Genomic DNA, 25,944 nt, shown 5'->3' with positions numbered 1-25,944 from the left:
AGAAAAAATCCTGCCTGTGGATAAAAGGCAGGATTTGTGGATAAAAGAGAAAATAATGCACAGATTATCCCCAGATATTGGGGATAATGTGGACAATTTTGTGGATAACTGTCGATAAAGCTGGCTTATTTATCCCTTTGCACGGTGTCATAAAGTGCATAAATGAATTTTTTCATGTTGATATGAACTTGAGAAGGGCTGGGTTTTTCCTCGTTTTCCAACAGGCGCATGGTATTGCGGATGTCGTTGTAGTCAAAGTATAGGGGCGCGTAGTCCTCAAATTTGGGATTGGTGTAGTCCAGCACGCCCATACTGGCCACGTTGATATGGCCCTGGAAAATGGTGCGGCGCAGCCGTTGTTCCATGGCTTTGGCTTCCCGGGCGGGGTCACTGGCGCCGTTCTGCTCCGCTACGGCGGTAAAGAGGCCCTTGAGGGCAGAGATTTCTCCGCCGCATTTTTCGATATAGGCAACGATGTTCAGCAGGTCCTGCGCTCCCGGCGCACTTAAGATGCCCAGTTCTTTCAATTGGTTTTCTGCCCGAGTGCGCAGGTTTTCCTTGGGGGCTGGGGCAGGTGCGGCCTGTGGATTGAGGCTCAGCAGGGAGTTTTGCAGATTGTGGGCAAAGGACTCCAGCCGCAGATGTTCGCTGACATTTTTCAGCACGCTGACAATTTCGTTGCGGTTCAGGGGCTTCATTATATAGTAGTCAATTCCGTTTTCATAGGCTTTGCCGACTAAATCTTTGCTTTCCACCTGCGAGAGCATGACGATTTTGCCGGGAAAGTCTTTTTTGATGCGGTTCACCGCCTGAATGCCGTCAATGCCGGGCATCAGCATATCGATGATGAGGATGTCTGTCTGGCGGCGGGAAAGAAGTTCGTTGGTTAATTCCGTAGCATTGTTTAGGGAGTCGGTTACATCGCCTAGATTATAGTCTTCGATGATGTCCTGCAGCATCATGCGTACGGCGTCATCATCGTCAATCAGCATTATATTCATAAGGGCTCTCCTTTATTTATCGTGTTGGGGGGAGTTTTCGTTGGTGCGGGGGCGGCAGGTTTATGGAGTTTTTGACAGGGCAAATCTAAGTGGCAGATAACTTTATCTTTGCCGTCTGAGGTCAATTCGATGGTGCCGCCTAATGTTTCTGTCTGATGTTTTACATAGGTCAGCCCCACGCCGCTGGAAGCCTTGCCGGTGCTGTCGAATTTTGTCGTGTAGCCCGGCGTGAAGACCTGCTCCAAACGCCGTGGTGAGATAAAGCTGCCGGTGTTTTCCAAGGTGATTTTGAGCCGTCCATCGCCAGTGCCGCCGACAATGGTCAAGGTGATGGTACCCCGGCAGGGGATAGCCTCTACGGCATTGGCTGCAAGATTGTTGAGGATAGACAGCAGCATAAAGGCGTGCAACGGTGGCAGTCCGGCAGGCACATGGCTGGCAAAATGTATTTCCTTGCCCAGCGAGCGGGCGTATTTTTTTTGTGTATGAATCATGAGCCGGGCGATTTTGTCCGGAGACATATAGTCATCGACCCGGCGGTTTTGGGTCAGCTCCTGCAGTCCTGCGTAAATGCGCTGCTGATTTTTCTTGATATCGTGACATTGGCCGGCAATGCGTAGTACTTCATTGGCCAGTGCTTCATCTTCTGGTGTTTGGGCGCTGTCTTTTAGCTGGACGTAGACGTTGTAACAGTCGTGGGTAACAGCTTCGCCGCTTTGCAGAGAGCATTTCAGCTCGAATACTTCTTCGTATAGCCCGGCAATCAGCATGGTGAGCCGGTCTTTTTCCTTGGTCTTGCGGGTCAGCCGCATTTCTGTGTTGTAGAGCTGAAACAGGAAGAAGAACGAGAGGATGAAGAAACACCGCAGAATGGCAATCAGTATCAGTCGCACAAGCATCCCAATGGTGAAGGTTTCCGACTGCTGGTAGGCGATGGCATTCATGGCCGCCAGTTCGCCGACGCTGGCAAAAACCTCCGCGATAATCGCCCAAAAGGCAATGCCCAAAGCCTGCTCGTAGATGGATTTACGGCTGAGCTGGGGCAGCGCGAAGAAGAGGGCGTAGACAAAATAGTAGAAGAAATTGGGAATGTGCTCAATGAAGGCCAGCAGTATGTCGTCGCCGTAGAACACATCAAGCCCCGTGCGGAACAGCATGACCGCAGCACCGGCCACAGCGCCGGTAAAGAGGCGGGGAAAGGTACTGAGCCAGATGAGAAACAGCAAAAACACAGGCGAGCCAAAGCTGACGCGGAAGTTGGCGAAGTCCCCGCTGAAGGGGTGCATCTTCGGTTCGCCTGCCAGGGGAACCAATATAATCATAAAGAGCAGCACTAGCCAGTCCTGTCGGGTAGGCTTGCCATCATTCATAGGAAAAACTCCTTTGAGAAATTTTATATATAAAATAATAATCGTTGCTTATCGGATTATATAGTTTTTTATAGTCACGCATTTATATTATTACCATCAATCATACCATAAGTCAAACAGCAATTATAATTTCGTTCAACTAAGACTTATGGTGGTCTAGTTATGAGGAGGTAGAAAAAATGTCTGACTCGAAAAATCAGGGATTAAGCCCGCTGATTCGCGGCCTGATGTGTGTGGCCATCGGTGCAATTATCTGGTTCATTCCCGCACCGGCCGGAGTTACTGCTCAGGCTTGGGGCCTCTTGGCCATCTTTATCGCAACTATCGCAGGTTTCATTCTCCAGCCCATGCCCATCGGTGCTATCGCACTGATTGCGCTGACGCTGCTGCCAATTTTGGGTATTATGAAAACCGGCGAAGCGCTGGCAGGTTTTTCCAACACGACGATTTGGTTAATCGTGTCCGCCTTCATGTTTGCAGAAGGTTTCATTAAAACCGGTCTTGGCAAACGCATTTCCTACATGCTGCTCTCCAAATTCGGCAGCAGTACGCTGCGGGTTGCTTATGTCATGAGTGCCGCTGACTTCGTTATCGCACCGTTCACGCCGTCCAATACGGCCCGCGGCGGCGGCATCATCTTCCCGATTGTCCGCAGTATCACGGCTGCCGTTGGCTCGGACGTGGACAAGAAGACCAATATGCGCACGGGTGCATTCCTGATGTTCAGCGCCTATGCGGCAGTTATCACTTCCGCTTGTATCTTCCTGACGGGTGCTTCCAACAACGTGCTCTGCAACACCTTGGCACAGCAGATTTTCGGCACCTCGATTGGCTGGGGAGACTGGTTCCTGGCCTGCATCATCCCCGGTCTTATCCTGACCGTGGCTACACCGTATATTCTCTATAAACTCATTAACCCGGAACTCAAGAACACTCCGGAAACGCAGGAACTGGCCCGCCGTGAGCTGGTTGAGATGGGCCCCATGAGCTCCAAGGAAATCATCCTGAGCTTCATCTTCGTGATTGCTTTGATTATGTGGGCAACGGGTTCCTATCATGGGATTGACTCTGCATTTGTTGCCTTGCTTGGTCTTTCTGCCATGCTTCTGACGGGGATTCTCGACTGGTCGGATGTGGCACATCAGCATGCTGCTTGGGACGTACTTGTATGGATGGGCGTGTTAGTTAACATGGCCGCCTTCCTCTCCAAGTTCGGTCTGATGAAATGGTTCGCCGATGTGATGGCTGCTCAGTTCGCAGGCATGGAATGGATTATGATGTTGGTAGTTCTCAGCATTATCTATACCTTCGCTCATTATCTGCTGGCCAGCAACTCGGCACATATCATGGCACTCTTCGCTGCTTTCGCGACGATTCTCGTGGCTGCTGGTGCTCCGGTACTCGGCGTGCTGATTCTCTTCGGCGCACTCTGCAACAGCGCATCCTTCCTCACCCATTATGGCTGCGGTGTTACCCCGATTTTCTTCGGTGCCGGCTTCATGGGCCAGGGTGAATGGTGGAAGATTGGTTTCATCATCACGGTACTGCATGTAATCGTTTGGATGGGCGTAGGCCTGCCGGTGATGAAGGTAATTGGGATGCTTTAAGGTTGGTCAGCAATAGAATTTGTCCACGAATATAAATTCGTGGACAAATTCTTAAAAATGTACTTGCGTGTATTTTGTATACATGATACAATATAGGCAAGTCAAAGAACTATGAGAGCATAAACGATACTTATAGTTCGACTCGGTAAAAGAGATGTTATGTTGGGTTATCTTTTATGAAAGAAAGGAACGTGGAGCAAAATGAGAAAAGAGCATGATTTCCTTGGCGAACTGGAAATTCCTGATGACGTGTACTATGGTGTACAGACTACCCGTGCAATCTCGAACTTCAAGATTACGGGCCAGAAGATTGACCCGGATTTCGTTCAGGCTTATGCCAAGGTCAAAAAGGCTACGGTAATGGCAAATATGTCTACAGGCCGTATGCCGAAGGAAGTCGGTGAGCCTTTGATTCAGGCTGCCGATGAAATCATTGCTGGCAAATTCTTGGATCAGTTCCCCGTTGACCCCATTCAGGGCGGCGCTGGTACTTCCGTGAACATGAACGTCAACGAAGTTCTCTGCAACCGGGCACTCGAAATCATTGGCAAACCGAAAGGAAGCTATGATATCATCAGCCCCAACAACCATGCCAACATGGCACAGTCCACGAACGATACCTTCCCGACCAGTATTAAGGTTTGTCTGTCCCACAAGGGCAAGAAGCTGACGGCTTCCCTTGGCAGACTGGCTGATGAACTGGACAAGAAGGGCGAAGAATTCAAGGATATCCTCAAGATGGGCCGTACTCATCTGCAGGATGCTGTGCCCATTACGCTGGGCCAGGAAATGCATTCCTATGCATCCGCAGTTCGCCGTGGCATTGACCGCATCAACCACGCTATCGACAGCATCCATGTGGTAAACATGGGCGGTACGGCAGTAGGCACGGGCCTCAATGCAGAACCGGCTTACATCACGAAAGTTGCTGAGACCCTGTCGGAAGTAACTGGTGAAAAATATGTGACCGCTGACAACATCATTGATGCTACCAACAACACGGATGGTTTCTCCGATGTTTCCAGCGCTATGAAGACTACGGCTCTCGTACTCATCAAGATGGCTAACGACTTCCGTCTGATGGCTTCCGGTCCGCGCTGTGGCCTCAACGAACTCAAACTGCCGATGCGTCAGCCGGGTTCCTCCATTATGCCGGGCAAAGTAAATCCGGTTATCGCTGAAGTTCTCGACCAGGCCTGCTATCAGGTAGTAGCGAATGACCTTGCTGTTTCCTTGGGCGTAGAAAATGGTCAGTTCGAACTCAACGTTATGGAGCCGGTTATCAGCTTTAATATGTTCAACTCCATGACGTACATGACCAACGCAGTGGATACCTTCGTGGAAAAACTGCTGCTTGACCTGCAGCCGAACAAGGAACAGTGCCAGGAATGGCTCGACAAGAGCGTAGGTGTTGTAACGGCTATGCTTCCCCACATCGGTTATGAAAATTCCGCGATGATTGCCAAAGAAGCCTACAACACGGGCAAACCCGTTCGTCAGGTCATCCTCGAAAAGGGCCTCATTTCCAAGGAGAAGATGGAAAAGATTCTCTCCCCGAAGGAAATGACCACTCCGGGCATTGCCGGCTGAATTTAGCGTAACCCAAATAACATTTCCATAAAGAGGAAGTGTGGCTGTGAAAATCAGTCACGCTTCCTCTTTTTCTATTATTTATGTAGGAAATATTTGCGTTAATACCCTGTATGTTATATTATAAAGATGTTGACTTTTGGCTAAATCCTTACGATAGGAGTAATTTTGATGAATAGACATAAGCTTGCAGGATTGTTGGCAGTAGCGGTAATGCTTCCTTTGCCAAGTGGAGTTGCTTTGGCGGCATACCACTCTAATTCGGGTACAGGCGTTTCAGCATTGGACTATATTGAAGACCGTCATCGTGCTGAACGGGAAAATCGTCTTAGCGATGAACAGAAGAAATTGCTGGAAGATGCCAAGGCACTGGAAAAGAATCTGCGTTATCCCTTGGACAAGACAAAGGCTATGCCTGTGGCCTTCGAAGGGGATGATTTGACCTATGACGAACGAGACGGCAGTTTTGTAGCTAAGGGCCACGTGGATATTGTGCAGATGGATGCTCATCGGTTCCAAGGGGCAGAAGTTAACGGCAATACCAAGACCCAGGATGTGTTTGTTCCCGACAAGGCGCATGTGCTCCAGATGACGCCGGGGCAGGTGCGAGTGACTTTAGACGGTTACAAAGCCCATTATAATTATGGCAAGAGTACGGGCGCTATGGATAATATCAAGGGCAAGGCTGGTAATCAGTATATTACGGGCAAGCGTGTGGAATTTTATCCTGACCGTATCGTGATTTTTGAAGGAACACAAACTAAATGTGGGGCGAAGAATCCGGACTATCAGTTAAAGGCAAAAAAAATAACGATATATCCCAACGATAAGACTGTGATGGAGAATGTGAAATTCTGTATCCGTGGGAAGACCATATATTCACGCAAGCATTATGAGGTGAAGGCTGGGGAAAGTGGCACCGAAAACTTTCCTAAAATTGGGTACGATAATGATGATGGCGTTTGGTTACAGTGGGATTTTAGCCAACCGGTAGCGAAGCATGTAGCGGCGAATGCTAATTTGCATGTGACGACCAAGGATGGCTGGCGTAGTAATTATAATGTGACATGGAACAATGCTGGTATGCGTGCCGGAGTGACTTATGGTCATTTTGAAGATAGCGATAACAATTGGATAAAGAAGCAGCCGTCTGTATTCTGGAGCTATGGGCATAAAATTGGTGATACGCATCTTAACTATGGCCTGAGTGCTGAATATGGCCGTTGGTATAATAAAGGAATTCATAGTAATCATGGTCAATATGGTATTAGTCTTAGTCGTGATGCCATAAGATTTCATCGGTTTGCGCTACATCTTAGCACGGGATATAGTATTACTACAGAATCTTATAATAAATCGCGGGTAAATGGCTGGTCTTGGTCGGCATTGTTAACCAAGGACTTCGATGAACGTTGGGCAGCTTATGCAGGTTACTATTACAGTCAATCAAACCAGAGAAATTCGTTGTTTAAATATGATACTGCGTCTACAGCGCGTAGAATAGATTGTGGTTTGAGTTACCGCCTAGACAGCAAGAATCGTTTTGTTGTTGGTTCACGTTATGATATGGAAGCCAGAAAATGGCTAAAGGTTGATTACTATTGGTATCATGACTTCCATTGCACACAAATGATTGTACGTTACAGATCTAAGGAAAACAGTTGGAATATTCGCTGGCAGTTTACTCCGTGGTAATCATGTTGCATATAAAAGAAGGAAGATTATGAAGCAGGAACTTGAATCCGTAGTGGATGATTTTCAAGGAAAACGAATATTGGTTATTGGTGATATGGTGGCGGATATCTATCTGGATGGCCGCATTTCCCGCATTTCCCGGGAAGCACCGGTTTTGGTGTTGCAACAGGCTGGCGAAAAGGTAGTAGCCGGCGGTGCTGCTAACGTGGTCAACAATGTGGCTACGTTGGGGGGCAATGTCTTTGCGGTTGGCCTTCTGGGGCTGGACAATGCCGCCAAGGGGCTTAAGGAAGCTTTGGAGAATAATGGTGCCCATACGGAAGGATTGTTCTGTGACGAAAAGCGGCCCACCATTTCCAAGACACGCATTATCGCTGGCGGCCGGGCGACTGTCAGCCAGCAGATTGTCCGCATTGACAAGGAAAGTGACAAGCCCATGCAGAAGGCTCACGAGAGCCAGATTATGCAGTATATTAAGGGGCTGTTGCCGAAGATTGATGGGGTGGTGCTCAGTGACTATGGTTCCGGTACCATTACGGAAAAGCTGCAGCAGCAGATTATTTCCTATTGCCGTGCGCATAATATTCCCAGCATGGTGGATAGCCGTTATGATATTCACCGTTTTAAGGATATTGGTTATGTGAAGCAAAATGATGCGGAACTGGCTGCCGCTGTAGGGCGGGATCTTAACGATGATGAAAGCATATTCACAGCAGGTCAGGAACTTTTAGAGGAATTGAATGCCGACGGTGTTCTCGTTACCCGCGGCGAAAAAGGCATGGTACTGTTGGAAAAGGATGGAGCCATCCATGATATTCCTGTATCGGACAAGAGTGAAGTCTTTGATGTGTCTGGTGCCGGCGATACCTGCGTTTCCACGGTGATTCTGGCACTGGCCGCAGGTGTGGAACCGGCAAGGGCAGCAGAACTCAGCAATATTGCCAGTGGCATTGCCGTGCGCAAGCTCGGAACGGCTACGGTTTCCAGTGAAGAACTGCGCCGGGCGCTGCGTTAAAGGAGTAAATATGTTAGTAGAACGTCAAGATATCGCGAAATTTTGTGAAATCCTGCGCAAGGGCGGACAGAAAGTGGTCTTTACCAATGGCTGTTTTGATATTCTCCATGCAGGCCATGTAACTTATTTGGAAGCTGCCAAAGCGCAAGGGGATGTGCTGGTGTTAGGCCTTAACACCGATGCATCTGTGCGCCGTTTGAAAGGCCCGGAACGTCCCATTAACAGTGAATTAGATCGTGCCAAAGTTGTTGGCGCGTTGAAATCCGTGGATTATGTGGTGCTTTTTGGCGAGCAGACCGCTGAAGCGGTTATTGCCGAAGTAAAGCCTGATATCTATGTTAAAGGCGGCGATTACACTTTGGATACGCTGCCAGAAGCCAAAATTGTCCAGAGTTACGGTGGTAAAGTGGCTTTTATCGATATGGTAGAGGGCCGTTCCACCACGAATATCATCAACAAGATTAAGAGTTGAGCCTATGAAAAATTTTCTTATTGTAAAATTAAGTGCCATCGGCGATGTAATCCATGCTCTGCCTGTGGCCTACGCGTTGAAAGAGGCGTATCCTGACTGCCATATCACCTGGGTAGTGGAGCCGCCTGCGTATGATTTAGTAAATATGAGCCCCTATATTGATGAAATTATTCTCTTTGAGAAGAAGAAATTTAAGTCCTTAGGGGGCTTTTTGCATGAGTATGGGCCGCTGAAGCGCAAAATCCGTCAGCGTCGCTATGATGCGGTGTTGGATTTGCAGGGGCTCTTTAAGTCGGCAGCCATTGCCTGGCTGGGGAAAGCTCCGGTGAAACTGGGCATGTGCAATATGCGGGAACTCAGTGATAAAATCTCCAGACCGGTTATCGGCCCGCATGCGCATGGTCATATTGTGGAGCGTTATCTGGATGTGGCTAGAGCTTTGGGCTGTCCGATAAATGAGGTACGATTTACTTTGAATGTGCCGGAAAGAGAAGCTGACCTTTCTCAACAGATTTTTGCCCAAGCGGGAGCAAATATGGCCAATCCTTATGTGGTGCTGGCTATTGGTGCTAACTGGCCCAATAAGCGCTGGCCAACAGAGAATTTTGCCAAACTGGCAGACCAGCTCTATGACCGGAAGCTGATTCCGGTTCTCGTCGGCGGTGGTGTGGTTGATCAGCAGAGGGCGGCAGAAATTTGTTCCTATAGTGAGGTGCCGCCATTAAATCTGGTGGGGCGAACGAATTTTAAGCAGCTTACGTATATCCTGCAAAATGCCCAGCTGACTGTGGGGGGCGACACAGGCCCGGTACATCTGTCTGCCGGCATGGGCACGAAAACCATTATGGTTATGGGGCCGACTGATGCCAACCGCAATGGCCCTTATGGACAGCTGGCTAATGCGATCGAAGTCAGCCATTCCTGCCGTTATTGCTGGAAACGGGCCTGTCCGAAAAATATGGACTGCTTACAAAATATCACAGTTGAGCAGGTAATCAAGAAGATTGAGGAGATTTGTTAGCGTGTATCAAAATATACTGGTCATAAATCTCATGCAGATTGGCGATTTAATGCTGACCACGCCGGTATTGGGAGCTTTGCGCAAGGCTTATCCGCAGGCACGGCTGACCTTGCTGGTCGATACCCGCTGGCGGGAGTTGGTGGAATGCAATCCGCATTTGGATGCATGCCTGTTTATGGACAAAAAAGGTGAAGATAAGGGGCTTGTTAAGTTATGGAAATTCATTCGCAAAGTGCGGGCGGAGAACTTTGATTTGGTTATCAATCTTCATCGCAATGAACGAGCTTCGGCGGTGGCAGCCTTCAGCGGTGCCAAGCGCATTGTGGGGTACAGCAAACCGTTGTTTTCCCTTTTTTTTGACCAGACAATGCAGAATCCGTCCATTGCTCACCATATTGGCTGGGGGCCGGGGGGAATCTTGCCGCCGCATCGTTATGTGCCGGGCTGGGAACATCAGGTACATGCCCACTTGAATGTTTTGCGGCAGACTTTGGGTATTGAGCCCGATGATGGTGGCTTGGAAATGGCGTTAAGCCCGGAAAATCAGCAGAAGGCGGATGTGCTTTGGCAGGAGCATTTTAAGGCTGAGGATAAGGTTATTGCCTTAAATATCGGAGCAAGCTGGGAAACCAAGCGCTGGCCGGATAGTTCTTTTGCCCAATGTGCGGATAAGTTTATTGAACAGGGCTATAAGATTGCTTTCTTTGGCGGGCCTATGGACTTGGATATTGTCAATAAATGCATCAGCCAGATGCAGCATAAGGAAAGTGAAGCATTGCATATCTTTACAGGCAAGGTGAGTCTGGCTGTACTGGCGGGGCTTCTGCGCAAATGCAGTCTGTTCCTGACCACGGATTCTGGCCCCATGCATATTGGCGTGGCCATGAATCTGCCGGTGATTACCATGTTTGGTGCTTCGCCTGTGCCGGGCTTCTATCCCTATGATGGCCGTTCGGTGCTGTTGAAGTCACCGGAATCTTGCCATCCCTGCGGCATTCATAAATGCCCTCGAAAAGGTGAAGAGAATATGGCCTGCATGAAGAATATTCCCGTGGCGGCGGCGCTGTATTATGCAGAGGCACTGCTGGAAAAATTCCAAGGTCAGCCTGCCTATAAATTGCCGCTTCATAAGGGCGACTATCAGTGTCGTGTTATCGAACTGTCCAAAGGAGAATTTTAACAGATGGATAAGCAGATAATGCATGATTTTATTGCCGGCCCCGCAGCAAAATGCCATGTGCTGGTGGTCGGGGATGTAATGCTCGATAAGTATTACTACGGTGAAGTTACCCGTATTTCCCCGGAAGCACCGGTGCCGGTAACCCATGTGACCAGCCAAAAGGAAACTTTGGGCGGTGCGACCAATGTGGCGCATAATCTTGCCCGTTTAGGCTGTAAGATTGGCATTGCCGGTTATGTGGGCGAGGACTATCATTGTCAGAGCCTTATGGATAAACTTACCGCACGGGGGATTGACTTTAAGGGGCTTATCACCACTGACAGGCCTACGACCACCAAGCTTCGGGTAATCGGCGGCCATCAGCAGATGATTCGGCTGGATTTTGAAGAGGCCGAAGATATGACTGGGCCTTATGCGGACAGACTCCATAATTTCGTTGCAGCCCGCTTGAATGAAAGTGTAGATGCAGTGATTATCTCTGATTACGGCAAAGGAGCCTGCACCGAGGAAACCTGTCAGCAGATTATCAAGGCTGCAAATGCCCATGGTGTTCCCGTGCTGGTAGACCCGAAGGGGACCGCTTGGGGCAAGTACCGTGGCGCAGATTACGTTACGCCGAACTTTAAGGAAATCAGTGCCGTACTGCCGGAAAAAATCAAGAATCAGGATGAGGATATTGAGAAAGCGGCCCGCTATGTGATGGGCAAGTTCGGTATCAAGCAGGTGCTGGCTACCCGCTCGGAGTTTGGTATGTCGTTGGTGACGCAGGATAGTGCGTATCATATCCCCACAAAAGCACAGGAAGTCTTTGATGTTTCTGGTGCCGGGGATACGGTTATCGGTGTGTTTGCCTTAGGACTGGCCGGTGGTTTGGCACCGGAAGTTAGTGCCTATATGGCCAATATGGCCGCCAGTGTAGTCGTAGCGAAACTGGGCACTTACGCTGTAAGTAAAGAAGAACTGTTAGAGGTTTTGAAATAAAGGGAGGATATATTCATGATTATTGTAACTGGTGGTGCTGGCTTTATCGGCAGCAACCTGGTTAAGGAACTAAATCGCCGTGGTCATACGGATATTCTCGTGGTAGATGATTTGAAGGACGGGCAGAATTACAAGAATCTGCGCGGACTCAAATTTATCGATTATCAGCACAAGGATGATTTCCTACAGAGCATCGAAAATGATGACTTTGATGGTACGGATATCGATGCGGTGTTCCACGAAGGGGCCTGCTCTGACACCATGGAATATGATGTCAACTATATGATGCGGGTGAATTACGAATATTCCAAGTCCCTGCTGCACTTCTGCCTCCAGCATCGTATTCCCTTCCTCTATGCTTCCTCTGCTTCCACCTATGGCAGTGGCAAGAATGGCTTCCGCGAAGGGGACGAGTGCGAGGATGCGCTGAATCCTTATGCGTTTTCCAAGCTGGCGTTTGACCGCTATGTGCGTCAGGTAATGCCTGAAGCACATAGCCAGATTGTCGGCCTCAAGTACTTCAATGTCTATGGCCCGCAGGAACACCACAAGGGTAAGATGGCATCCATCTTCTATCAGCTCTACAATCAGGTTAATGAAACGGGCAAGGCCCGCCTGTTCAAAGGCTGGGGCGAGATTAACGGCCAGCCGGTCAAAGATGGTGAGCAGCGTCGTGACTTTGTATACGTCAAGGATGTAGTCAATGTAAATCTCTGGTTCTGGGAAAACAAAGGCAAAAGCGGAATCTACAACTGCGGTACAGGCCATGCCCATAATTACAATGAAGTGGCCGAGGCTGTTATCGAAGCATTGGGCAAGGGCGAAATTGCCTACCGTGAATTCCCCGAGGTACTCAAGGGTAAATACCAGAACTTCACCGAAGCCGATACCACAAATCTTCTCGCCGCTGGTTATAATGAAGGCTTCCATGAAATGAAAGACGCGGTTAAAGAATACGTCGATTTCCTAGAGCAAGGTGGCTATTTTGACTACAACGAATAAAAACAAAGCCGTATTCTTCGACCGCGACGGCACCTTGAACGTAGACATTGCCTATCTTCACCGTCCCGAGGACTTCATCTGGATAGAGGGTGCTAAAGAGGCCATCAAATATGTCAATGACAGGGGTTATCTAGCCATCCTCGTCACCAACCAAAGCGGTGTGGCCAGAGGTTACTACCCTGAAGAAGATGTAAAAGCAGTTTATGACTGGATGAACAATGAATTGGCAAAAATTGGAGCGCATTTAGATGCGCTCTTTTACTGCCCGCATCATCCTGACGGGAAAATTCCTGCCTACACGAAAGTCTGCAGCTGCCGCAAGCCGAATACCGGCATGGTGGACATGGCTTGCGAAGCGTTTAAGATTGACCGGTCAAAATCCTTGTTTGTTGGCGACAGCGATAAGGATATGGAATGTGCCAAGGGCGCAGGCGTTAATGGGATTCATTATAGACAGGGCAGCTTATTGGATTGTATAAGGAGTTTTGTGAGATAATATGTTTTCACTTTTTTTTGCCGGAATACAGCAGGATTTTAAGTTGATGTTGGTGGCGCCGTTGATTTGTGCACTGTTTCGTCTGGCATTTATCTTGACTTATGCACCGGATAAATCACCTGTAAATCATATGCGAAAATGGTGGAATTGCTTTCGCTATGGTTTTTGGTGGGGGATGGACTTTAATGCCTATGTTTTTTTATATGGGTTGGTGTTGGTTTCTTTACCAGGTGCTTTTTTCCCGGATTATTATGCGCTGGGAGATACTGTCCGGCTGGTGGGACTGCTGATTTATTTGGCTGTGATTTATGCGGCATTTATGGGGAAAATGATTTTTTATTATCATTTTCATGATATATACAACGTAACGATTAAACTAGGCGGCAAGGCAGATAAAAAGAACTTGCTGGATATTTTTTTCAATCAAAATCATGGTTTGGCGATTTTATTGGGCTATGTGCCCTATTTGTGGTTGTGCAGCAAATTGATTAACTGGCTGTTAGGTTGGCCACTGATTGACTGCCCGGTTCGGGGCGAAGACTGGCAGCAGTATGGTTTTAATGCACTGGTCGTTATCGGTGCCGGAGTGCTATTTTATTGGATCCGCTACGGCGGCACATTAAATCACCGTAACAAGCCGGAATTTGACGAAGTTCCTGATGTGGTAAAAAATGATGTGTTTTTTGGCAAAGCCGTAATCGATGATTTGGTGTCTTTTGAGTTGGCTTGCAAGTCAAACGTTAGCGAAGCACTAACGCATGACGATGAGACATCAAGCAGAATTATGCAGCCTTTATTAGGCCGTACTGTGACATCTTCGGATAACCCGCTGGCATTTTTTAAGCGTGCAGCTCAAGGTGCGAAGATTTCCAAGCCAAGTCATATTTTCTTCCTGCTGGGTGAGAGTCATGCTCAAGCAGGATTGGATTCATTGTATGCAGATTTGCATTTGATGGATGCCAGCAAGCGATTCAGGGAAGAGGCACATACATTATCCATAGACAACTTTCTTTCTGCAGGCATGACTTCACGGCCTTCGCTGGTCAGCTTGCTTACGGGAATCTATGATGCGAATTTGGAACTGAATGAGCGGGAATTGTTCTGGAATAAAACTGTCCCCTCAGCGATGCCCTTGCAGATGAAGAAGCTAGGTTATCGGACTGAATTTTGGTATGGTGGCGGCTTAAATCATGGCAGCATGCAGCATTTTGTTCCGAAAACCGGATTTGATGTATGTCATGCGGGGCCAGACTTTTGTGGCAAGGATGCTCCGCAAACATGGTTGGGGGTGTATGACCATGTATTTTTGGAAAAAGCGGCAGATATTATTGCCAAAAGCGATGAGGGACCAACCTTTCACTTTCTATACACCACGTCTAATCATGGCCCTTGGAATATGCCATTTGAAAAGTATGGTTTTGATGTAGATAAAATCATGCCGGGGATTCCAAAGGCATTAAAAAAAGACTGCAAAATGATGCGCCGCTTAGCGGCAGCTTGGTATGCGGACAGAGCGTTGATGAAGTTTGTAGAAACTATGAGGGAAAAGTTTCCGGATAGTTTATTCATTGTCACAGGTGACCATACTTCGGGGCTGATTCCATATCAATATGATTTGGTGCCACGCCGGGAACCAAACTTTAGGGAATCCATGCTGACCACTTTCGCTATTCATCATCCTGAGCTTACGCCGGATATGTTAGTAGGTAATACTATCGGCGGTCATATGAATATAATGCCTACCATCATGGAACTGATTGCGCCTAAGGGGCATGAGTATTATTCATTGTTTCCATCACTTACAGAAACAATTGGGCATGTGGTGACGCCGACTTGCTGGATGACAGAAGAGTCAGTGGGGGCTTATGCTAGTGGCATGTCGCAGGCATTACGGGTTTTAGAGAAGATGTTGCCTGTGAGCCAGGATGATGCAAAGTTTGTTGAGGAACGGGAGGCCTATTGCGAAATAACCGGTTGGCTGGTTCGCCACCCAGAATTGTTATTGGAGAAAATTTAATGGGGAAACAGGATTTTTTTCTTGGCCGGCGAAATAACTTTCTAAACAAAAGTTAAAAGAGGGGGGGATTCCTGTGACCCTGTTATTTTTCGCGATTTTGCCGATTTTATGGCTGATTGTCGCGCTTTCCGGTCTGAAGATGGCGGCCTGGAAGGCCTGCCCGGTGGCGTTGTTGTTCTCGCTCTTGGCCAGTATCATTTATTTTGGCATGCCTGGTGACCATATGGCCAGCGCGTTTTTGGAAGGAACAGCTCTGGCTTGTTGGCCCATCCTCTTGATTATTACGGCTACGATTTACACATACCATTTGTCCGTTCACACAGGCGGGATGGAGATTATCAAGGCGATGCTGAATTCTGTCAGCAGTGACTATCGGGTTCTGATTCTCCTGATTGCCTTTGGCTTTGGCGGCTTTTTGGAGGGGATGGCCGGTTTTGGCACGGCCGTGGCTATTCCGGCTAGTATGTTGGCTGGGATGGGCATTAATCCCGTCAGTTCTGTGGCGGTATGTCTGGTCGCAAACTTTGTGCCCTCGGCTTATGGTTCTATCGGTATCCCGCTGGTAACATTGTCCGGCATTATGGGGACGGATTCTGCCCAGCTGGCAACTTACGTGGCATTGCAGCTAAGCATATTGGGGCTGTTCTGCCCCTTCCTGATGGTTGCTATTGCTGGGGGCGGTATTAAAGCCTTGCATGGGATGTTGCCGGTTTGTCTGGCGGCTGGTCTTAGTTATGTGTTGGCACAGTTGGGCGTATCGTATTTTATGGGACCGGAACTTGCTGGCGTTGCAGGAGCGCTTTGCACCATGGGCGCAATTATTGGTGTGGTAAAATTATTTCCCGTTCGTGATCCAGCTTATGTATTGGCACGGGAGGAAATTGCGACAGTATCTGGCAAACAGGCATTTATGGCCTGGCTGCCCTATGTAATGATTTTTATTCTGCTCCTCTTGACCAGCAGGCTCGTACCTACAATCTATGAGTCTATCACGCAGGTGAGGACGTCGGTTCTGATTTATCGTGGTGAAGGTGGTATGCCTTATACCTTCCATTGGTTGGCAACTCCGGGCATGGTGATTTTTTTCGCTACATTTGTGAGCGGTTTTATTCAAAAAACTCCGCTAGGCGATATGATAAGTGTCCTGCGGAAAACTATGGTCAGCCTGCGCCCTACATTTATCACTATAATCAGCATCATCGCCACAGCTAAAGTCATGGGGTACAGTGGCATGACCACAACCATTGCGGATCATACCGTAGCGGCCACAGGATTGATGTATCCGGCTATTGCAGCTTTTATCGGTTCTGTGGGAGGATTTATCACAGGCTCAGCTACTTCCACTTGTATTCTGTTGGGCAAGTTGCAGATGGATGCGGCTATCGCCATAGGCGCACCGCTGAATACTCAGATATGGATTGCCGCTGCCAATGCTACGGGAGCGTGCGCAGGAAAACTCATTGCACCGCAGAGCATAGCTATTGGCGTTGCCGCTATTGGTGTTGCCGGCAGGGGCAGTGAAAGTCATTTGTTGGCGCTGACAATGAAGGTTTATCTCCCCTTTATTGTTATACTGGGGATGCTGGTCTACTTTGGTGGTAGTTTGTTATAGCGCGATATCTAAATAAAATAACCAATCCGCACGGAAAGTGCGGATTTTTTTTTCAGGATGTAGTATAATTAGATGTTAGTATTTTTGAAAGACTGTAAGTGGAGAATAGGATAGCATGCCAAGACTAGCGGTTATAATCCTCACGAAAAATGAAGAGGCAAATATAGAAGGGGCGATGGAGAGTGCTGCTTTTGCTGACGAAATCGTAATCATTGACTCCGGCAGCACAGACAGGACGAAGGAACTGGCAGAGCGACATGGTGCAAAGTTTGTCAGTCATCCAATGGATGATGAAGGCTTTGCTGGGCAAAGAAATTTTGCACTTACACAGACGAATGCGGAATGGGTATTATATCTCGATGCAGATGAACGGCTTAATGATAAATTAGCTTTGGAAATAAAAAAGCATATTGCTGAATGCCCGCAGTATGCTGCGGAAATTAAGCGTGTGAATGTAGTCATGGGGCAGACCATGTATCATGGTGTTTACCGGCCTGATTATTGCCAGCGGCTGTTTAAGCGGGAGAATGTTCGTTGGGAAAGTGTGGTGCATGAGCATGCGGTTACGGATATGCCAACTGTTTGCTTAAAAACACCTATGAAACATTTGTGTTTGACGAATTGGCATCAGTATATTTCGAAGCTTGATCGTTATACAACGCTTATGGCCGAAGAAATGAAGCTGCGGGGGAAAAAAGTCGGTTGGCTGCAGATGCACAGTCATGCTATGTTTGCCTTTTTGAAAATGTATCTTCTTAAAGGCGGATTTTTAGATGGGAAATTAGGCTTTATATTGTGCCAGCTTCATTATTTTTATACTTTGATGAAGTATGTAAAATTACATGACTTATATAAGCAGGAGTAAGCATGCGTATTGGAATTTTTGAAAACATCATGACCCCCGGCGGTCATGAAGTGGATTTTGACCGGATTATTGTAGAAGAAATGCAAAAGCGTGGACATGAAGTCTGTTTCTACGTGCCCAAGGGATTTGTGTTCAGTTTTGATTATCATGTGCCGGTACACGAACTGCGTGGAGAAGTCGTTTCCTATAGCGGTGTAACTGGCTTGCGCAAGCTGGCGCGTACGGTGAAGAGGGAATGGAATCGCATGAGCTGGTATCGTCAGCTTTATGAGGTAGCACGACGGGGCGAGGTGGATGCATTAATCGTTCCCACGTCCACTTACCGTTATTTGCGGGCCTTGGCAAAAAGCAGATTGCGTAAGTCCCCAGTGCCCATTATCTTTATCCTGCATGGTATTAACCCAGGAGAGGCACCTAAATTTTTGCGTGAGGCAGATAAATTGGCTGAATGTAAAAATATTCGCCCCACGGTATTGACATTCAGCGAAGATATCTTTGGCGAGAAACGCAGCAATATCCGCACGATTTATCCTCCAACCTTTACCCCGCGGGATATAGAGAGGAAGCCACCGCAGAATGAAGTGCTGACCATTGGTTTCTTCGGTCAGTACCGTCGGGAGAAGCGATTGGAAGATTTTTTGCAGGTGTATTTGCAAGGGAAATATACGCGGCCTGTGAAACTACTGGTGCAGGGGGCAACCATGCATCCTGAGGATGCGGAGGACTTTGAACGCATTATCAAAAAGTACGAAGGGACAGAAGACATAGAATTCTTGCATAAGGGTCTTATCGGCAAAGAATGGCAGCAGGCCATTGTGGGGATAGACGTGCTCCTTATGCCGTATTCTGCGCCGCGATATCGCTATCACTGGGGTGGGATGTTATTTACCGCGATTGGGTACCAAAAACCTGTGATTGCCAGCGATGACATGAATCCAGAAGTGTTTGCATCTTATAAGATTGGAAAATGCTTTGCAAGTGGCAATATGCAGTCGCTGCATGAAGTGCTGGAAAATTTCATAAATACTTATGATGATATGCAGGCGCGGTATCATGCGGAATTGATAGAAGCAGGTCGGGAGTATTCTCCAGAGGCGTTTGTCCAGCGCGTGGAAAAGATAATCAATGAATAATAGCGAAAGATAATATGCAGGAGTTGAGCAATGATAGGCAAGATTATAGAGCTAGGGAAACGTATATATGATACTAGCAATCCGAGGGAAATGCATCGTTTGGTAGTGTTCGTCCTGCGCTCACTTTTACATAGATCGGCAGTTAAAGAAATGTTAACGTATTTCGAGACAAATGAAGCACGTCATAAACTGTTGTCTGAAAATACTTTTCCTGTTGAGCAAATGACTAGAGCATTCTTTTTTGCAGGCTCTACAGTAGAGGAACGCAAGAAACTTATTATGACGCATTATAGTACGCTGGAGAAAAAATTGCGTCCAGAATGGTTTGAAAAATTGACTCGTAAATATGTTGAATACACCATATGGATGTCGGAGGATGAGGATATAGATTGGAAGGCGCAACTGTTTATGGAGCCGGGACAGCGTAAAGAAGGCCTAATGGCTGTAGTTATGCGGCTTAATAATCAACATTTATATCAGATGATGTTCTGGTTGAACTCGGATAAGAATAACGAATTATCACTGTGGATTGGGGCTATGCAGGGGCCTAATATGGACGATGCTAAAGAGATTGTTAAAGATATTACCAAACGGTCACATCGCTATCGTACGAAAAACCTTATTTTATATATGACTATGGCCGTGGCCCGCAGTTTTGGATGTCAGCATATTTATGCAGTATCCAATGATGGGTATTATGCCATGAATCATATTCGCCGTGACCGCAAGCTTAAGACTAATTTCGGTGATTTCTGGGAGGAAGCAGGCGGCCATAAGACAGATGATCCTAGATTTTATGAAGTTCCTTTGGTAGAACCGCGTAAGATCATGGAAGAAGTCCCTACCCGTAAACGGGCTGTGTATCGTAAGCGCTTTGCTTTTCAGGATGATGTAGATGCCCAAATTGCAGCAAATATGGAGAAGATTTTGAGATGAAGCAGTATAAAAATATCCTCGTCAATGCAATGGTGAATCTTGGCGATGTGGTGTTGACCACCAGCGCCATAGCTTTGCTGAAGAAGGCTTATCCTCAAGCGAAGATTACCATGCTGGTTAAGCCTGTAGTGCGGGAGGCGGTGGAGAATAATCCGTTGATTGACGAAGTTATGGTCTTTCAGTATAAAGCCAAGGACAACTCTATAGGCAAGATGCTGGGGCTGGTCAAGGATATCAAGAACCGTCATTTTGATTTGTCTATTTCCTTTGACCGGAAGTTGCGGCCAGCGCTCCTTTGCTGGCTGGCAGGGATACCCACGCGCGTGGGGCCGGACAAGGTCTTTGCTGACAAGTCCAGCAAGGTCACCTGGCTTTATACAGATGTGATGCATATCGCCCATGATTTGGATGCAACCTTGCAGGCAGAAACTTATCAGACCATAATTCGCGAATTTACGGGGGTGAAAGACCATGCTGAGCCAGTGTTTGCCCGCATTACCGATAGGGCAGAGAAAAAAGCAGAAGAACTTCTCGCCCGTCTGCCACAGGCAGAAAAACGCATAGCTCTGTGTGTGAAAGGAACCTTCGCGTTAAAGACATGGCCCAAGGCTTATTTCGTTGAAGTGGTGGAGGCTTTGGCCAAGCGCTATGATGCGGCGTTCTTTGTTGTAGGTGCACCCAATGACAGGGAATATGCTGATGAGGTAATTGCAGCCATGTACCAGACCGTCCTGAATCTCTGTGGGGAAACGAACTTAGTGGATTTGGCGGCTATCATTCGCAAGTCTGATTTGCTGATTACTGTGGACACTGGCGCGACACATATTGCCGCTACTACTGGTGTGAAGATGGTTACGATGTACGGCTGCACCAGCCCTGACCGATGGCATCCCATTAACAAGAATGCCAAAGTGCTTACGAGTCAGGAACAATGTTGCCCTTGCAGTGTGCGCGCTGAAGAATGTCCGAGCAACCCAAAACCAAAATGTTTGTGGAGTATTACTCCGGATATGGTACTAAAAGAATGTTATGCTTTGTTGAATTAAATTTCACTGAAAAACTCCGATTATGATAGATGTGCATACGGTCGATTAATAAAGGCTGGAGGCGTTAAATGACGAAGAAACTATTATTTGTTGATGAACACAAAGTTGTAAATTATGCTGGTGGAATAGAACGTGTTATTTGCAATTTCGCAAATGAATTTATTCAGCGTGGTTATGATGTGGTGATTGTATGCATGGATATGGAAAAAGGGAGGCCTCTTTTTCCGTTAAATGGAAAAGTAAAATTTTTAAATTTGTGTTATGATAATCGAGGTCAGTGTACCTTTGGCGGTATTATTTGGCTTTTGAAAAAAATTCAAAAAGAAATTCTACGTGTATTTTGCGGCGCGAAAATGAGGTTTGGAAGCCGCAAGATAAAAGACCCTAAAAAAGAGTATTATTTTAATGAATTTATAAGACGTTTACATAAAGTTGTAGATGACGAAAATCCAGATTTGCTGATAAGCATAAGTGCAGATGGTGCAGATATTATTCAAAAAGCTGCTGCAGGAAAACACATTCCTGTAGTGGCAATGTGTCACATGGATCCAAGTCGAATTTTGGATGAGTATGTAGATAATCAGATTGCGGCATGGAAAAAATGTGAATATGTACAAGTTTTGATGGATAGGTTTGTAGAACATTTACAGAGAATTGATATAAACAATGTGGTAAGGATACCTAATGCAGTAGTACAGTTTAAGGATGATGAGATATGTGATTTGTCAATAACACATCATCGGATTATAACTGCTGGAAGGTTAGATGGTGCAGGGAAACGCCAACATTTACTTATTGAAGCTTTTGCGGAGATAGTAAGTGATTTTCCAGACTGGAAAGTTCATATATATGGGGATATAGCCAATAAACGATATAAGAAAAAATTAGATCGTTTGATAAGGGATAATCATCTGCAGGATAAAGTTTTTTTTGAGGGACATACAGTAAATTTGCTGGATGAAATGCGGCAATCAGATGTTTTTGTTTTTCCTAGTGAACATGAGGGGTTCGGTTTAGCATTAGCGGAGGCTATGAGTATAGGGATGCCAGTGATTGCCTGTCGTGAATGTGAAGCAGCAGAAGAAATAATTGGTGAAAATGGTATTTTATGCGACGATGAAGTCAGCATAGCAGATGGGTTACGTCAGTTGTTAAATAGTATAGAGCTTCGGCAGAACTTGGGAAATAAAGCCCATAGGGCGATGGCACAATATTCTGCTGATAAAGTATGGGATATGTGGCAGAAGTTGATAGATAAAGTTTTGCATGAGAGGAGATTGTAAATGCCTTTAGTCAGTGTCTTGATGCCTGTATACAATGCAGAGACTTACCTATATGAGGCAATTATAAGTATCTTAAATCAGTCTTTTGAAGATTTCGAGTTTTTGATAGTTGATGATGGATCGACAGATCATAGTATGGATATCGTGCATAAATTTGATGATTATAGAATAAAGATTTTGCACAATGATGGTAATAGGGGCTTGGTTTATAGTTTGAATCGCGGAATTAAAGAAGCTAAAGGGAAGTATATTGCGCGTATGGATGCGGATGATGTCAGCAGACCTGAACGGTTAGCCAAACAAGCAGATTATATGGAACGACATCCAGATGTGGCTGTTTGTGGCTCATTCATACAGACATTTTTCAAGAATGTTATTAATTCATGCCAGACTTATCCAGTTAGAGATGAAGAAATTAAAGGAATGATGTTGTTTCAGTCAGCATTTGCACATCCAGCAGTTATGATTCGTAGAGATATGCTTGTGTTAAGTAATTTGTATTATCGTGAAGAGATGAAACATGCGGAGGATTATGATCTGTGGAGCCGTATGATGCAAAAATATAGATTTTATAATATACCAGAAGTATTATTGAACTATAGAATGAGTGGCGATAGCGTCAGTAGTCGTAATGGAGATATACAAATTAAGAATACAAATTATATTGTCAGTGAAAATCTGCAGCGGCATGGAATACATGAGAAGGTGGCAAAAATTCTGTGTAAGGATAGATTGACAACGATAGAATACGATGCTTTGATTGGTGCAATAAATGAAGTCTTATACTTAGGTATATCGTGCTACAATTATGATAAGAAGTGGCTCCAAGAAGCTGCTGTTTATCGAAAAATGAAAATAGCGAGGAAGAATTGTCATCTAGGATTACACGTATTATTTAAAGCCTTGCAAAAAAAAGATTTTCCGATAACTGCTTGGAATATTCAATTTGTGAAGCATTGCTTATTAAGGAGATAACATGGATAGTATGGTAGTGACCTGGCTTTCGGGCGGGCTTGGAAATCAAATGTTTCAATATGCTTGTGGTAAGGCGCTGGCCTTGCGATATAATAAAAAGTTACAACTGGATTTGGATTGGTTCGATAAGGAAGGGAATCGTCCATTTCAGCTGGATATATTTAATTGTGATATTAAAAGATGTTCAGATAAAGATATACTTAATATCAAAAAAGCAGGAAAGATTGAACGCTATATAAAAAGATACATAAAAGGTGTGAATTATATTCATGAAAAAGGAATGGATTATTTAGGTCCACTGGATATTGCTGGTGAAATTACCTATTTGCAAGGGTGTTGGCAGTCGGAAAAATATTTCATCGATGTAGCAGATGTTATACGTAATGATTTTTCTTTGGCACAGAAACTTGATGAAAAAAATAGCATGTGGAAGAAAAGGATTGAAAAAAGCGACAATTCTGTAGCTTTGCATGTGCGTCGTGGTGATTATGTGACGGTTGCAGCTAATAAAAGTATATACAAAGAGATTCCAATTGCCTACTATCAAGAGTGTTTGGCTGAATTGCAAGATAAACTTGGTAAAATCACAATATTTGTTTTCTCAAATGATATGGATTGGGTGAGAAAAAACATACATACAGATCAAGAAATGTTCTACGTAGATTGTAATGATGAAAATCATGGATATATGGATATGTATTTAATGAGCAAATGCCAACATAATATAATTGCTAATAGTACTTTTAGTTGGTGGGGAGCATGGTTAAATGAAAATTCATCGAAAATTATATATACACCTGCTTTGTGGTTTAATGAAGAAAAAATGAATAAGAATCAAATATTGCCTGAATCGTGGTGCAAAGTGAAAGTGTGATTACTCCTTGGAGGATAAGGGATGTTTTTCAAAAGTCTGTTTAAAAAAGATGAAAAGAAATCAATGTTCAAAAATGTTGACTGGGGAGGAAATGTACATTTATATGGGCATGTTGAAGAAGGCGATATTTCCATAGGAGAATATACTTTTATTGGAGATAATACCAAGATTACAAAAGCAGAAATAGGACGGTATTGTAGTGTCGGCGAGGATGTGTGTATTAGCCCGGGAGAACATTTGATAGACGCGGTATCGACAAGTGCGATGTTTTATGAAGAACCATGGGATGTTTTGACTAGAAAAAATGTAGTTATAGGCGATGATGTATGGATTGGAACGAGATCAATCATATTGGGGGGGGTTAAGATTGGAAATGGTGCGATAATTGCTGCTGGTGCGGTAGTAACTAAAGATGTTCCACCATTTGCGGTATATGGTGGTGTGCCGGCAAAGTTTATAAAGATGAGATTTCCAGAAGTTAAGATAAAGATTATTCTTGACTCAAAGTGGTGGGAGTATCCGCCCAATGAAGCAAAAATTATTATAAGGTCGCTAGAGAAAAAGATGGCTGAGTTTGCTTGACTGTGAATTTTAAGATATAACAATAGGTAGAAAAATGAAGAATATTAAAATTTCTATGGGGAATAATTGGCCCTTGGAAAAACAAACACCGAACAGGATGGCTGAATGGGGCGAGTATAAATTTTTTATTAATGACAATACCGAAGAATGTGATTATTGGTTTGTGTTGTACGATATTGAAAAACCAATAAAGGGGATATGTAATCCTAAGAATGTTTTCTTTATTTGTGGAGAGCCGGAAGATATATGTGTTTACAAGAGGCGATTTGTCGAACAGTTTGGCGGATTGATAACAACACAGAGTGTTGAGTACGATGTCTTAAAAGTAATTAGAAAAACAATATTGCCTTGGATGATTGGTGCAAGATTTATAGATGGGAAAATGGCAGATGTTCAAAGTAAAGATTATGATGAATTGATGCGTAATTTTGGGGAAGTAAAGAAAACAAAATTGATATCGGTGATTAGTTCGGACAAGAATTTTACAGAAGGTCATCGAAAGCGTCAGCAGTTTGTTGGATTTTTAAAGGAGGAATTCAAAGATAATATTGATGTTTTTGGTAGAGGGATTAGAGATTTTGAAGATAAGTGGGAGGTTATCGCACCTTATAAATATCATGTAGCCTTGGAAAATTGTCAGGTGCGTGATTATATAACGGAGAAATTGACGGATGCATATTTATCGGAGGCATATCCAATATATTGGGGATGTCCTAATGTGGATGAATACTATCCAAGTGACAGCTTGACTGTTATAGATATAGAACAGCCGCAATTGGCAGCGGATATTATAAAAAAAGTAATAGAAGGAAATTATTATGAAAAATACCGTGCGGATATATTAAAAGGGAAGAAATTGGTTTTGGATAAGTATAATGTTTTCCCGGAATTAGCCAACATAATGGATGAGCTGAGTAGAGCTGAGGTGAAAGGGGAAAAGAAAAAAATTACAATTTATCCAAATGGGGATTGCAACTTTTTGTGGGATGTCAAAAAAAGAATGGGAATTATTGATTAGTGTCTTTTGGTTGTATTGCAATATTAATTGTTAGGGAGTTAAATAAATGATTAAGGCAGCTTAAATTGTGGAAAATATTTATCAAAATGTATAGAAGTGGTGTGAGTTTGTAGCGGGGATTTTATAATGAAAGAGATTTTATTGGTGGCTACAGTAAAAAGAATAGTATGGGA

23 protein-coding genes are annotated in these 25,944 nt (G+C 45.3%); 21 read left to right on the top strand and 2 right to left on the bottom strand.

Annotated elements, in window-relative coordinates; genetic code table 11:
• Nucleotides 1–125: 125 nt before the first annotated feature.
• Together T320_RS06200 and T320_RS06195 are read right to left on the bottom strand one after the other, a co-directional pair.
• On the bottom strand, nt 126–1,001 hold the full coding sequence (locus T320_RS06200; RefSeq protein ID WP_026759723.1) for a response regulator: 876 nt from the start codon (nt 999–1,001) through the stop codon (nt 126–128).
• Entirely contained in the window at nt 998–2,371 is a 1,374-nt protein-coding gene (locus T320_RS06195) for a sensor histidine kinase (RefSeq protein ID WP_051608625.1), read from the bottom strand. The genes T320_RS06200 and T320_RS06195 overlap by 4 nt, the downstream gene beginning before the upstream one ends.
• Before the next feature lie 179 nt (nt 2,372–2,550).
• Here T320_RS06195 and T320_RS06190 point away from each other — a divergent pair, with 179 nt between their 5' ends.
• The 21 genes from T320_RS06190 (at nt 2,551) to T320_RS06090 (ending at nt 25,771) form a co-directional block, all read left to right on the top strand.
• The gene (locus T320_RS06190; RefSeq protein ID WP_037354028.1) at nt 2,551–3,978 is read left to right on the top strand and encodes a DASS family sodium-coupled anion symporter; all 1,428 of its coding nucleotides are present in this window, start codon (nt 2,551–2,553) and stop codon (nt 3,976–3,978) included.
• 201 nt (nt 3,979–4,179) lie between these two features.
• A complete protein-coding gene (locus tag T320_RS06185; RefSeq protein ID WP_026759725.1) occupies nt 4,180–5,568 on the top strand; it encodes an aspartate ammonia-lyase in 1,389 nt (462 codons plus the stop codon).
• A 171-nt stretch (nt 5,569–5,739) separates the two neighbouring features.
• Nucleotides 5,740–7,263, top strand: a complete 1,524-nt coding sequence (locus T320_RS06180; RefSeq protein WP_051608624.1) for an LPS-assembly protein LptD — start codon at nt 5,740–5,742, stop codon at nt 7,261–7,263.
• 28 nt (nt 7,264–7,291) lie between these two features.
• The gene (locus T320_RS06175) at nt 7,292–8,278 is read left to right on the top strand and encodes a bifunctional heptose 7-phosphate kinase/heptose 1-phosphate adenyltransferase (RefSeq protein ID WP_051608623.1); all 987 of its coding nucleotides are present in this window, start codon (nt 7,292–7,294) and stop codon (nt 8,276–8,278) included.
• Between the two features lie 10 nt (nt 8,279–8,288).
• Nucleotides 8,289–8,750 (top strand): D-glycero-beta-D-manno-heptose 1-phosphate adenylyltransferase, encoded by a 462-nt coding sequence (rfaE2, locus tag T320_RS06170; protein ID WP_051608622.1) that lies wholly within the window; start codon nt 8,289–8,291, stop codon nt 8,748–8,750.
• Between the two features lie 4 nt (nt 8,751–8,754).
• Entirely contained in the window at nt 8,755–9,771 is a 1,017-nt protein-coding gene (locus T320_RS06165; protein WP_037354026.1) for a glycosyltransferase family 9 protein, read from the top strand.
• Nucleotide 9,772: 1 nt separating this feature from the next.
• Complete coding sequence (locus T320_RS06160; RefSeq protein ID WP_037354024.1) at nt 9,773–10,951, top strand: glycosyltransferase family 9 protein; 1,179 nt, start codon at nt 9,773–9,775, stop codon at nt 10,949–10,951.
• A 3-nt stretch (nt 10,952–10,954) separates the two neighbouring features.
• Nucleotides 10,955–11,932, top strand: a complete 978-nt coding sequence (rfaE1, locus tag T320_RS06155; RefSeq protein ID WP_037354022.1) for a D-glycero-beta-D-manno-heptose-7-phosphate kinase — start codon at nt 10,955–10,957, stop codon at nt 11,930–11,932.
• Between the two features lie 15 nt (nt 11,933–11,947).
• Nucleotides 11,948–12,934, top strand: a complete 987-nt coding sequence (rfaD, locus tag T320_RS06150; protein WP_026759733.1) for an ADP-glyceromanno-heptose 6-epimerase — start codon at nt 11,948–11,950, stop codon at nt 12,932–12,934.
• Nucleotides 12,918–13,430 carry a D-glycero-alpha-D-manno-heptose-1,7-bisphosphate 7-phosphatase gene (locus T320_RS06145; RefSeq protein WP_037354018.1) on the top strand — a complete coding sequence of 171 codons (513 nt, stop codon included), beginning with the start codon at nt 12,918–12,920 and terminating at the stop codon, nt 13,428–13,430. The genes rfaD and T320_RS06145 overlap by 17 nt, the downstream gene beginning before the upstream one ends.
• Nucleotides 13,431–13,476: 46 nt before the next feature.
• Nucleotides 13,477–15,447 carry an LTA synthase family protein gene (locus T320_RS06140; protein WP_369793433.1) on the top strand — a complete coding sequence of 657 codons (1,971 nt, stop codon included), beginning with the start codon at nt 13,477–13,479 and terminating at the stop codon, nt 15,445–15,447.
• Nucleotides 15,448–15,520: 73 nt separating this feature from the next.
• Nucleotides 15,521–17,059: an L-lactate permease gene (locus T320_RS06135; protein ID WP_037354012.1), complete on the top strand. Its 1,539-nt coding sequence runs from the start codon at nt 15,521–15,523 to the stop codon at nt 17,057–17,059.
• A gap of 115 nt (nt 17,060–17,174) precedes the next feature.
• Nucleotides 17,175–17,924, top strand: a complete 750-nt coding sequence (locus tag T320_RS06130) for a glycosyltransferase family 2 protein (RefSeq protein WP_037354010.1) — start codon at nt 17,175–17,177, stop codon at nt 17,922–17,924.
• Nucleotides 17,925–17,926: 2 nt separating this feature from the next.
• Nucleotides 17,927–19,057: a glycosyltransferase gene (locus tag T320_RS06125; RefSeq protein WP_037354008.1), complete on the top strand. Its 1,131-nt coding sequence runs from the start codon at nt 17,927–17,929 to the stop codon at nt 19,055–19,057.
• 30 nt (nt 19,058–19,087) lie between these two features.
• A complete protein-coding gene (locus tag T320_RS06120; protein ID WP_037354006.1) occupies nt 19,088–19,993 on the top strand; it encodes a VirK/YbjX family protein in 906 nt (301 codons plus the stop codon).
• The gene (locus T320_RS06115) at nt 19,990–21,039 is read left to right on the top strand and encodes a glycosyltransferase family 9 protein (protein WP_037354005.1); all 1,050 of its coding nucleotides are present in this window, start codon (nt 19,990–19,992) and stop codon (nt 21,037–21,039) included. Before T320_RS06120 ends, T320_RS06115 begins: the two co-directional genes overlap by 4 nt.
• Nucleotides 21,040–21,107: 68 nt before the next feature.
• Nucleotides 21,108–22,322 (top strand): glycosyltransferase, encoded by a 1,215-nt coding sequence (locus T320_RS06110; protein WP_037354002.1) that lies wholly within the window; start codon nt 21,108–21,110, stop codon nt 22,320–22,322.
• The gene (locus tag T320_RS13920) at nt 22,323–23,297 is read left to right on the top strand and encodes a glycosyltransferase family 2 protein (protein ID WP_051608621.1); all 975 of its coding nucleotides are present in this window, start codon (nt 22,323–22,325) and stop codon (nt 23,295–23,297) included. It abuts the gene before it with no gap.
• A gap of 1 nt (nt 23,298) precedes the next feature.
• Nucleotides 23,299–24,171, top strand: a complete 873-nt coding sequence (locus T320_RS06100) for an alpha-1,2-fucosyltransferase (protein WP_037353999.1) — start codon at nt 23,299–23,301, stop codon at nt 24,169–24,171.
• Nucleotides 24,172–24,192: 21 nt separating this feature from the next.
• Nucleotides 24,193–24,753 carry a CatB-related O-acetyltransferase gene (locus tag T320_RS15080; RefSeq protein ID WP_037353996.1) on the top strand — a complete coding sequence of 187 codons (561 nt, stop codon included), beginning with the start codon at nt 24,193–24,195 and terminating at the stop codon, nt 24,751–24,753.
• Nucleotides 24,754–24,787: 34 nt separating this feature from the next.
• Entirely contained in the window at nt 24,788–25,771 is a 984-nt protein-coding gene (locus T320_RS06090; protein ID WP_037353995.1) for a glycosyltransferase family 10 domain-containing protein, read from the top strand.
• The last annotated feature ends 173 nt before the right edge of the window (nt 25,772–25,944 follow it).

Origin of the sequence: Selenomonas sp. FC4001 (assembly GCF_000701565.1) — a bacterium.
Taxonomy (GTDB): domain Bacteria; phylum Bacillota; class Negativicutes; order Selenomonadales; family Selenomonadaceae; genus Selenomonas_A; species Selenomonas_A ruminantium_B.
This window is presented reverse-complemented; position numbering and strand designations above follow the sequence as displayed.

Bases quoted from the DNA above. Each gene is read 5' to 3' on its own strand.
- T320_RS06200 (WP_026759723.1), bottom strand. From the start codon at position 1,001: ATGAATATAATGCTGATTGACGATGATGACGCCGTACGCATGATGCTG.
- T320_RS06195 (WP_051608625.1), bottom strand. From the start codon at position 2,371: ATGAATGATGGCAAGCCTACCCGACAGGACTGGCTAGTGCTGCTCTTT.
- T320_RS06190 (WP_037354028.1), top strand. From the start codon at position 2,551: ATGTCTGACTCGAAAAATCAGGGATTAAGCCCGCTGATTCGCGGCCTG.
- T320_RS06185 (WP_026759725.1), top strand. From the start codon at position 4,180: ATGAGAAAAGAGCATGATTTCCTTGGCGAACTGGAAATTCCTGATGAC.
- T320_RS06180 (WP_051608624.1), top strand. From the start codon at position 5,740: ATGAATAGACATAAGCTTGCAGGATTGTTGGCAGTAGCGGTAATGCTT.
- T320_RS06175 (WP_051608623.1), top strand. From the start codon at position 7,292: ATGAAGCAGGAACTTGAATCCGTAGTGGATGATTTTCAAGGAAAACGA.
- rfaE2 (WP_051608622.1), top strand. From the start codon at position 8,289: ATGTTAGTAGAACGTCAAGATATCGCGAAATTTTGTGAAATCCTGCGC.
- T320_RS06165 (WP_037354026.1), top strand. From the start codon at position 8,755: ATGAAAAATTTTCTTATTGTAAAATTAAGTGCCATCGGCGATGTAATC.
- rfaE1 (WP_037354022.1), top strand. From the start codon at position 10,955: ATGGATAAGCAGATAATGCATGATTTTATTGCCGGCCCCGCAGCAAAA.
- rfaD (WP_026759733.1), top strand. From the start codon at position 11,948: ATGATTATTGTAACTGGTGGTGCTGGCTTTATCGGCAGCAACCTGGTT.
- T320_RS06140 (WP_369793433.1), top strand. From the start codon at position 13,477: ATGTTGGTGGCGCCGTTGATTTGTGCACTGTTTCGTCTGGCATTTATC.
- T320_RS06130 (WP_037354010.1), top strand. From the start codon at position 17,175: ATGCCAAGACTAGCGGTTATAATCCTCACGAAAAATGAAGAGGCAAAT.
- T320_RS06125 (WP_037354008.1), top strand. From the start codon at position 17,927: ATGCGTATTGGAATTTTTGAAAACATCATGACCCCCGGCGGTCATGAA.
- T320_RS06120 (WP_037354006.1), top strand. From the start codon at position 19,088: ATGATAGGCAAGATTATAGAGCTAGGGAAACGTATATATGATACTAGC.
- T320_RS06115 (WP_037354005.1), top strand. From the start codon at position 19,990: ATGAAGCAGTATAAAAATATCCTCGTCAATGCAATGGTGAATCTTGGC.
- T320_RS06110 (WP_037354002.1), top strand. From the start codon at position 21,108: ATGACGAAGAAACTATTATTTGTTGATGAACACAAAGTTGTAAATTAT.
- T320_RS13920 (WP_051608621.1), top strand. From the start codon at position 22,323: ATGCCTTTAGTCAGTGTCTTGATGCCTGTATACAATGCAGAGACTTAC.
- T320_RS06100 (WP_037353999.1), top strand. From the start codon at position 23,299: ATGGATAGTATGGTAGTGACCTGGCTTTCGGGCGGGCTTGGAAATCAA.
- T320_RS15080 (WP_037353996.1), top strand. From the start codon at position 24,193: ATGTTTTTCAAAAGTCTGTTTAAAAAAGATGAAAAGAAATCAATGTTC.
- T320_RS06090 (WP_037353995.1), top strand. From the start codon at position 24,788: ATGAAGAATATTAAAATTTCTATGGGGAATAATTGGCCCTTGGAAAAA.